Source organism: cf. Phormidesmis sp. LEGE 11477, assembly GCF_015207105.1.
Taxonomy (GTDB): domain Bacteria; phylum Cyanobacteriota; class Cyanobacteriia; order Phormidesmidales; family Phormidesmidaceae; genus Phormidesmis.
Map to the genome: position 1 here is coordinate 1 of NZ_JADEXO010000192.1, position 6,005 is coordinate 6,005.

Here is a 6,005-nt window from a genome sequence, read left to right on the forward strand (position 1 = left end):
ACCTAGATCAGGCGTACGTCAAATCGCCTGTGGCCGGGCAGATTATTGAAGTTCACGCCCGCCCAGGTGAGACTGTAGGTAGCGACGGCATTGCCACTATTGGTCAAACCCAGCAGATGATGGCGATCGCCGAAGTCTATCAAGACGATATTCAAACTGTTGAAATTGGGCAATCAGCGGTAGTGACCTCTCCGATAATTGCTGAGCCTTTGCAGGGCGCAGTAGAACAGATTGGATTTCAAGTAGAACGTCAGGAAGTGGTGAACGAAGATCCGGCTGCAAATATCGATGCCAAAGTTATTGAAGTCCAGGTACGGCTAGATGAGGCAGATAGTGAAAAAGTTGCTGGACTTTCAAATTTGCAAGTAACCGTCACGATTGAAACAGAATAAGTCCTTGTTTCTCTAAAACGGCAGGCCACCCGACTGGCGGAATAAGGACGCCTTCTGGCTTTGTTACATATTTCAGTTTTCGCAGAACTAAAAGGTCATTATGCCCGGCAAATTTAATCCAACAAAATTACTGCAGGCGTTTCAAAATCGCACTCCGCTAGGATTCAAGCAGCTAAAGCACGATCGACTGCGGCTGTTGACTGCGATCGCAGGCATCACCTTTGCCGATGTCTTGATTTTCATGCAGCTAGGGTTTTCGGACGCGCTCTACAAGACCAATACCCAGTTTCCCAGACAGATACAGACCGACTTAGTCGTTCTTAGCAGTGAAGCCGAGAACTTTGGCAGGCTGCGTACTTTCTCTAGAAGAAGACTTTATCAAGCGCTAGATGTACAGGGCGTCGACCATGCTGACGCCCTGTACATTGCTACAAAAGAGTGGAAAAATCCGCAGACGAGAGAGAAGAAGTCTATGCTTTTGATCGGTCAGAACCCGGCCAGACCCGCCTTTACTCTGCCAGAAGTGAATGAAAACCTAGAAAAGATTAAGCTGCCAAATCATGTGCTCTTTGACCGGGCGGCTAGAGGAGAGTATCAAGAAGCGATCGCACAGGTCGATGCTGGCGAACTGGTTACAACAGAAGTGGGTTTACAAACGGTGAGCGTGGTGGGCCTGTTTGAAGTCGGTGCTTCTTTTGCCAGCGATGGGGCAATTATCACCAGCGATCAGAATTTTCTGAGGTTATTTCCTAGGAAAGAAGCGGGCGTTGTGAGTATGGGTCTAATTCAGCTAGAAGCGGGGGCTGATGCAGAGCAGGTAAGGGCGAACCTTTCCACGCATCTAGCGGACGATGTACAGGTATTTACCCACGAAGAATATGTTGATTTTGAAGTCGATGATATTAAAAGCGATTCTCCTATCGGCTTTGTCTTTGGACTGGGTTCGGTGATGGGATTCATCGTCGGTGTAGTGATTGTCTATCAGGTGCTCTCTACGGATGTGAACAGTCACCTAGCTGAGTATGCCACGTTCAAGGCAATGGGCTATCGCAACAGCTATCTGCTAGGCGTTGTGTTTGAGGAAGCTTTGATTTTGTCTCTGCTAGGCTTTTTCCCGAGCTTGCTGGTGGCGCTAGGTGCTTATCAGCTAACGGCTAGAGCGACTGCCCTGGCAATTTCGATGCCCGCAAGTCGAGCCCTAATTGTCTTTATGCTGACGCTGTTGATGTGTAATGTTTCAGGTGCGATCGCAACTCGCCGTCTCCAGTCTGCCGATCCCGCTGATATCTTCTAATTCTCTCCCGCCCAGCTTTATCAATTGCCAAATCATGAAAACTTCAACAGCTATTTCAACAGCTATTCGTGTCCAGCACCTGGATCATTTTTTTGGCTCAGGGCGACTTCGCAAGCAGGCTTTGTTCGATATTAACTTAGAGATCCAAGCGGGTGAAATCGTGATTATGACCGGGCCATCCGGCTCAGGAAAGACAACGCTGCTTACCTTAATCGGTGGGTTACGCTCTGCCCAGTCTGGTAGCTTGAACGTGGTCGGACATGAAATCACAGACGCCAGCGAGAGCGAGCTAGTGCTAGCTAGAAGAGATAATGGCTATATCTTTCAGGCGCATAACTTGCATCAGAGCCTGAGCGCAGTAGAAAACGTGCAAATGGGCCTAGAAGTACAGGGAAATATGACCAAAGCTGAACGCTATAAAATAGCAACAGAAATGTTAGAGAAAGTAGGACTAGGCGATCACACCACCTACTATCCCGCCGATCTATCGGGCGGCCAAAAGCAAAGAGTTGCGATCGCCCGCGCCCTCGTTAGCCAGCCCAAGATCGTCCTTGCCGACGAACCCACAGCCGCTCTTGACAAGCAATCAGGCCGAGACGTCGTTGAGATCATGCACGACCTGGCAAAGCAGCAGGGCTGCACCATCTTGCTAGTTACTCACGATAATCGCATTCTTGACATTGCCGATCGCATTGTTTACATGGAAGACGGTCGTCTAGCCGCTCAGCCAGAATTTGCAGAAGCTGGTTAAGATGGGAAAGACCGAATACTTGGTTATGATATAGACAGAGTTGACAGAACTTCAATGGCAGAGAGCAAAACGCTAGCGGCACTAGATCCAACAATTAGATCGCGCATCGGGCTTTCTGTAAAAGAAATAGCCGACTTTTGCGAAGAATGGCAGATTGCAAGCTTAGATCTGTTTGGCTCTGTGCTCCGCGAAGATTTTGGTCCAAACAGCGATCTTGATTTTCTGTTTACCTATACACCGGATGCCTCACGCAGTCTGCTGAGGCTAGTGAGAATGAAACACCAGCTTGAAGATCTAACAAGCCGTTCCGTCGATCTGATCAACAGGAAATCTATTGAGGAGAGCAAAAACTGGATTCGCCGCCGTGAGATTTTAACAACTGCTCAGAATATCTATGTACAAGGATGAAGCATCCATTTGAAAGTATTAGCTCTCTTATCCACCTTCGATCCAGTCTATCTCTAGTCTAAATTCGCCGCTTTGTTTGCCTGCCAGTAGCAGTCCTATCTCTTGTATCCTTTCAGCCGATAGCGCTGGCGCATCTTCGACAATACGCCCCCGAAAAACGGGTTCAAACGAGCGTAAGGGTAAGCTCACGGTTTGCCATTGATTAGGCTGCGTATCGAATTCGGCTCTGTAGAAAACTGGGCGGCTATCTGGATTAACCGAGCGGCCCATATTGAAGCGGAGCTGATAGCGGCGTCCGTCGCCTTTTACTCGTAGGGCGATCGCATCTACACCACTAAAATCTAGATCGCTCACATCTCGTCTGACTGAGCTAAAGCCGCCGTTGTTCTCTAGCGATAGCTCACCGCTAAAAACGCCAGTGCCCGCTGCTGATACCGCGAAGCTGCCTTGAGAAATGCCGCCCATCACAGTGTCATCAACCGAACGCCAGCGATTAGTGTTCGTCGAGTCGGCAAAATCTATCACTACAGCGTTAGACTTCATACGCGTATCTTGGGCTCCTCGTACCTGCTTTGGCTGACTACTCTGCTCGCTGTAGATAAAAGGGACTTTTATGCCAGCTACCCTACCGACCAGCTGAGAAGTTGAAGAAACTATCGCCCCCACTAAAACAGCTATGAGTAACAGTCCACCGGTTTTCAGCATCGCCTAGTCCCTTTCATCCCCTGATTGAAGCCGCAGAGGACAACATCTCTATAGGGTATAAACATAACAGCTAGATCTTACAGTGATTTACGCAGAAACCTCTCACTTAGCTTGGACAGATTAAACCGCTGCTGCGCTGCTTTCCAGTGCTGCTCTTGTAGAATAAGCGCACCGAGATGGAGGACAGACAGAAAAATAGCTGCGATCGCCAATACATAGCTATGCAGCGCATACATATGCTGCAACGTCACGCTGTTGATGCCGCTTCCACCAGAGAGTATCTCGCGTAGCGCTCCACCTATCAGGGGAATAGAACCCACAATACTCAGCTCAATCTTAAAGCGCCAAAAGCTGGTTTGATCCCAGCTCAACACGATCGCCGTCCAGCTCAGGCCCATAGCAGCTAGCGTTAAGCAGATACCGCTAATCCAACCCGTGAACCAGCTACACAGAAACTCGCGCCCTAGAAACATAACAACTAGCTGTATCAAGGAAACAACAATTAAGCCGTTACCCGCCACGTGATGCAGGCTCAAAATCACCGAACCGCTAGAGATATCGTGGGCGATCGCAGTGAGCGACTCGTGTGCTCGCATAGCGGCAGGCTGATAATAAAACGCGATTAGAATGCCCGTCGTCGCTGCAATCCCACAGAGCGTCAACGCCGCCACTGCCAGCAAAGTTGCCGTTCGCTGAAGGATATAGCGGTAGTCAATAGTAGTCAGACTCTCCAATTTTTTCCCACACTGCTTCAGAAAGACGACAACAGCTACGTAGCTAACAAAGTAAAATAGCCGCCAGCGAAAAATTATCGCTGCTTGCCAACTCGGATAGCGAGCCGATAAGACTGGACGCGAACCCACAATATCTCTAAGCCAGTCTTGATAGTCTTGCCAGGCTCTTGGGAAACGCCCAACCAGTTCACTCACCTGCGTGGCCAATCTCAGGTCTTTTACAATCATTTCATACCCCCTCTGGCGCTGGCATCCAATGCGCCACACTCTCTAACAATTGATGCTTAGCTTCAAGTGCCTGTTCGCCCATCCCAGTAATCCGGTAGTACTTTCGCCTTGCGCCTGTGTGCTCTTCTGGTAATTCATTTCCCCACTCAGCTTTCACAAATCCCTTTTTCTCTAGCTTTTTCAAATTGGGATAGAGCGAATTGAATCCTATCTGCTTACCGCCGCTTTTCTCGACCGCTGTCATGATCTCTAGCCCATAGCGCCTACGGAATCGCAGCGCCGCTAAGATCACCTCTTGGTTAGGAGTCAGATGTAACTCTGGTGCGTTCATACCTGCGTCTTTTGATGCCTTGGCTGACTAGTCCCAAACAGTATATCAAATTATAGTTATATATCCACAAAATGGATATACGTTGTAATAGGGGGTTGTCTTTATAGGTGAGCCAGATGTTCAAACATCAACTGTCCACGAAGAAAGTGATTGTCCACAAAACAAGATAATCTTCTCACTCTTATTCTTTTGAACATTAGCGCTTAACCCGACATTAAACTCCTGTGAGTAGTAATGGGCTAATTTCTTCTGTAGTTATATTTAGCTAAGGCAACAGTTATGAGCCGTGCTGCAGAAAGCGTTTTAGCAACAGAAAAGAGGTCGGAAGAAGCCAAAGGAAATAAGTTCTTAAACTGGATTAGTATCTTACTACTAGTCTATCTATTGATTGCCGCAGTCGGCATGATTGGCACGGGCTTCAAATCAGCAACAGGAGAAAGAGCTGAAGAACTCTTTGCCTTTGCGACCAATCCCTTCTTAGGTCTGATAGTAGGTACAGTAGCTACCGCCCTGATTCAATCGTCAAGTACCGTTACCTCGATTGTTGTGGGTCTAGTGGCAGGTGGGCTACCTGTTGCTACGGCTATTCCTATGGTGATGGGTGCCAATATCGGCACGAGTATTACCAATACTTTGGTCAGCCTAGGGCACGTCAGCGATCAGCGAGAATTTAAGCGAGCCTTTGCCGCTGCAACAATTCACGATTTCTTTAATCTGCTGAGCGTAGTCATATTTTTGCCGATTGAGATTTTCTTTCATCCACTCGAAAGCGCTGCACATTTTCTAGCGCAGAACCTGGTAGGCGGCGGTTCGCTAAGCGTCAAGGATTTGAACTTTGTCAAAGCAGCCACTAAGCCACTCGTCCATCTGTTCGAAAATCTCACGCTGTTTCTACCTGCTCCTTTCAGTGGAATTGCTCTGATTATTCTAGGAATTTCTCTGATTTTCTTGACGATTAGCTTTGTCGGCAAACTGCTCAAGGTACTCATGGTTGGTCGTGCCAAAGATATTCTGCATACGGCTATTGGCAGAGGTCCAATTGCTGGCATTGCAGCAGGAACTTTGATGACCGTTTTGGTTCAATCTTCTTCTACCACAACCAGTCTGATGGTGCCCCTAGCGGGTTCAGGGGTGTTTAGTCTAGCTCCTGTCTCTTATACAC

Annotated in this window: 8 protein-coding genes; 5 read left to right on the forward strand and 3 right to left on the reverse strand. The window is 48.2% G+C overall.

Annotation, left to right across the window (positions count from 1 at the left end):
* The 4 genes from IQ256_RS28010 to IQ256_RS28025 form a co-directional block, all read left to right on the forward strand.
* Positions 1-392 (forward strand): HlyD family efflux transporter periplasmic adaptor subunit (locus IQ256_RS28010; RefSeq protein ID WP_193858977.1); only part of this gene is annotated, 392 nt, incomplete at its 5' end.
* A gap of 100 nt (positions 393-492) precedes the next feature.
* The gene (gene devC / locus IQ256_RS28015; RefSeq protein ID WP_193858978.1) at positions 493-1,686 is read left to right on the forward strand and encodes an ABC transporter permease DevC; all 1,194 of its coding nucleotides are present in this window, start codon (positions 493-495) and stop codon (positions 1,684-1,686) included.
* Between the two features lie 34 nt (positions 1,687-1,720).
* Complete coding sequence (locus IQ256_RS28020) at positions 1,721-2,437, forward strand: DevA family ABC transporter ATP-binding protein (protein WP_193858979.1); 717 nt, start codon at positions 1,721-1,723, stop codon at positions 2,435-2,437.
* Positions 2,438-2,491: 54 nt separating this feature from the next.
* A complete protein-coding gene (locus IQ256_RS28025; protein WP_193858980.1) occupies positions 2,492-2,845 on the forward strand; it encodes a nucleotidyltransferase family protein in 354 nt (117 codons plus the stop codon).
* Between the two features lie 27 nt (positions 2,846-2,872).
* On the opposite strand, the gene IQ256_RS28030 is transcribed toward IQ256_RS28025, so the two are convergent.
* From IQ256_RS28030 to IQ256_RS28040, 3 genes are all read right to left on the reverse strand, one after another.
* On the reverse strand, positions 2,873-3,388 hold the full coding sequence (locus IQ256_RS28030) for a CIA30 family protein (RefSeq protein WP_193858984.1): 516 nt from the start codon (positions 3,386-3,388) through the stop codon (positions 2,873-2,875).
* A gap of 239 nt (positions 3,389-3,627) precedes the next feature.
* Positions 3,628-4,512: a cytochrome b N-terminal domain-containing protein gene (locus IQ256_RS28035; RefSeq protein ID WP_193858981.1), complete on the reverse strand. Its 885-nt coding sequence runs from the start codon at positions 4,510-4,512 to the stop codon at positions 3,628-3,630.
* 1 nt (position 4,513) lies between these two features.
* Positions 4,514-4,843, reverse strand: coding sequence for a PadR family transcriptional regulator (locus IQ256_RS28040; protein ID WP_193858982.1), 330 nt, complete (start codon positions 4,841-4,843; stop codon positions 4,514-4,516).
* A 279-nt stretch (positions 4,844-5,122) separates the two neighbouring features.
* On the opposite strand from IQ256_RS28040, the gene IQ256_RS28045 reads away from it, so the two are divergent.
* On the forward strand, positions 5,123-6,005 hold an 883-nt coding region (locus tag IQ256_RS28045), incomplete at its 3' end, for a Na/Pi symporter (protein WP_193858983.1).

What these genes read in the sequence shown, in the direction of transcription:
- IQ256_RS28030 (WP_193858984.1), bottom strand. Translation starts at nt 3,388, where the DNA reads ATGAAGTCTAACGCTGTAGTGATAGATTTTGCCGACTCGACGAACACT.
- devC (WP_193858978.1), top strand. Translation starts at nt 493, where the DNA reads ATGCCCGGCAAATTTAATCCAACAAAATTACTGCAGGCGTTTCAAAAT.
- IQ256_RS28035 (WP_193858981.1), bottom strand. Translation starts at nt 4,512, where the DNA reads ATGATTGTAAAAGACCTGAGATTGGCCACGCAGGTGAGTGAACTGGTT.
- IQ256_RS28040 (WP_193858982.1), bottom strand. Translation starts at nt 4,843, where the DNA reads ATGAACGCACCAGAGTTACATCTGACTCCTAACCAAGAGGTGATCTTA.
- IQ256_RS28025 (WP_193858980.1), top strand. Translation starts at nt 2,492, where the DNA reads ATGGCAGAGAGCAAAACGCTAGCGGCACTAGATCCAACAATTAGATCG.
- IQ256_RS28020 (WP_193858979.1), top strand. Translation starts at nt 1,721, where the DNA reads ATGAAAACTTCAACAGCTATTTCAACAGCTATTCGTGTCCAGCACCTG.